The organism is Armatimonadota bacterium (genome assembly GCA_035527535.1).
Lineage (GTDB): Bacteria > Armatimonadota > Hebobacteria.
The window spans coordinates 1-2,381 of the sequence record DATLAK010000083.1; the positions used below are offsets into that span (position 1 = coordinate 1).

Sequence of the window (2,381 nt, forward strand, 5' to 3'; positions counted from 1 at the left end):
AGCTTTGGAACACCTATGGCAGGCGAGAAAGGCCCTGGACTGAGGCCCTCGCCTGGGTGACGGGACGTGACACCCGTAGCTGCTGAGCGGCGGGATACCGGTGGAGGCGAGTCATCGAAGCCCGCCGCAGCCGCCAACGGGAGTGAAGGGCATCGCCAAGGCGCGTTTGGGGGTCAGCCGACGAGCAAAACAACCAGACGCGTGGGCTAAGCAGAAAGCCGGTAAGCAGTAACGCGCGACTCAGCGAAGACGCGTCGCTCGATGTTGAGCGGCAGCGTCTTCGCGGTCTTTGGCGGCTTCCTCCATTGCTCGCCGCGGTGGATGAGCGCCGGCGGTGCGCCGCCGAGGGTCATGTGTCCCCGATAGCCGTTGTACCAGATGCCGAAGTCATCCAGCAGTCCGCTCAGGTGATCGAAGCCGCGAATGACGGGGACGCGGTGCAGCCACTCGTACTTCAGCGTCCGTATCACGCGCTCGGTGACGGCTATGGAGCCATGTTGGCCGACCGCCCCGAAGCGCTGCTTGAATCCCCAGCGCTCTTTCAGTTCAGCGAATGCGCCGCCCGTGAAGACGCCGTCCTGGTCGGTGATGATATGCTTGGGCGCGCCGCAGCGGGCAAACGCGGAGTCGAGCGCGGTGGTTACCCAGCCCCTTCGACTGCGCTCAGGACAGGCCGCATTGGGGCCCTCCAGCGGGCAGGTCGTGGTCACCATGCGCGAGTAGTGATCTATCCCGACCAGGACCCAGGTGGGCCAGATGCGCCAGCGCCATACCCGCGTGCGATCTACGCTCCAGACGTGGTTGGGATAGCGGGCGACGATCTGCCGCGGCTTAGCGGGAGCAACCTTGACCGCTGCCGTCGCCGGCGCTTTCGGGGGTGCCGGGCGCAGCAGCACGTTCCTGACCGTCGAGGCAGCCACGAAGATGCGAAGCGCCCACACGCTCATGGCGATGCGGTGGCGGCCGAAGTGCGGGTTGGCTTCGAAGATGTCCCAGATCAGCCGCGCGATCTCCGCCGGGGTCTTCCTCGGGCTTTCCCGCGTGCTCTTGTTCTCGCCCATGTCGCCGCGCTCCGCGGCGTGCAGCCAGCGATAGAGAGTGGATATGGATATGCCAAAATGCTCTTTGACGCGCTTACGCGGGATGCCGTGGTAGGCGAGATGCCAAAGAATCTGCAGCCGCTGGATGGGCGTGTAATGCGGCTTGCGGGCGCGTGCCTTGTCCAGGCGTGAGCGCAGCATGCTGTTCTCGAATTGCAGCCGGTGGTTCTCGTCGCGCAGCGCCATCACCTCGGCGCGCAACTGCGCCACCTCCACCACCCCGGCAACGGCTTGACGCAGGCAAGCGACTTGCCTCTGACCTGCCCATCGCGCGCTCAGCACCACCGACTTCACCAGCAGCGATACCGCCGCCTCGAAGACCTCCATGTCCGGCCCCCTCCCCGGGAAAGAAGGCGGCGCTATCCGGCGCCGCGGAAATGGGCGGATGCCTGTGCTGCGGCCACTAGCCTATTGGCCGGCCTGCTTGTGGGGATGGCGGCGTTGATGGTCCCGATAGGCGCTGGTTCCCTCGCCGAGAACGCTTAGGGCAATGGTCGCCCGCCGCAGATCGTCGCCCCGACCTGGTACGGGCTTCCCCTTCTGCACCCGCATCACCAGCGGGAATGCCGCTTCACTCGCGACCACCCAGCCCTGTTCTTTGGCCTGCGCCGTCATTGTGGGAGGGAGCTGGCCCTCAGGCTCAAAACTAACAGATGTCGCGTTCACCCGTCGCCGGTCGGAGTTCATGCGCTCGAAATCCGCCTCCGAGTCGACAATGGTGATGCCGTGCGTGATGCCGCTGGCTCCCAGCACACTCACCAGCAGTGGCGGCTCGTCTCGGTTGGGGCGGGGAATCTCCAGCAGGCTGGCATCGGTGATGAACTCCCATGGCCGCGCTCGGTAGAAACTCGCCGCCGCGGCATAGAACGCTGCAACTTCTTGCTCCGTGATATCTCCCCACATCGGGTACGGCCGCAGTCTCCCTCCGCTGCCCAGGCGCTCATCCATGCCCAGGTAGGCTTCATTCCACCGCGCGAAGTCCTCTCCCGGTTGGAGCGAGGTAGCCATGTCGGGAAAGCAGATAGCGAGCGCGCTCGCAATGCGCTCGTGCCGCACCACCCAGGTGAGCTCCGCCCTGGGCGTGCGCTGCCGCAGTTGATCGAGCGTCTTCTGCGCCACCGCGATCACGGCTTCGTCGCCAGCATCGGGTTTGACCGCGGCTTCTTCGAAGATGAAGCCGCTGGCCTGATCTACGGACATCACCAGGTCACAATAGTAGCTACCCGCCCCCTTCTCGCGCACCTGCATATTCGTGGGCTGGCGGTCAATTAGAACTCTGAT

At 65.1% G+C, this 2,381-nt stretch carries 2 protein-coding genes; both read right to left on the bottom strand.

Annotated elements, in window-relative coordinates; all coding sequences use genetic code 11:
- Window positions 1-206 precede the first annotated feature (206 nt).
- Window positions 207-1,427 (bottom strand): DDE-type integrase/transposase/recombinase, encoded by a 1,221-nt coding sequence (locus VM221_05555; protein ID HUT74288.1) that lies wholly within the window; start codon window positions 1,425-1,427, stop codon window positions 207-209.
- Between the two features lie 81 nt (window positions 1,428-1,508).
- Window positions 1,509-2,381, bottom strand: an 873-nt coding sequence (locus VM221_05560; protein HUT74289.1) for a hypothetical protein, incomplete at its 5' end; no start/stop codon positions are given.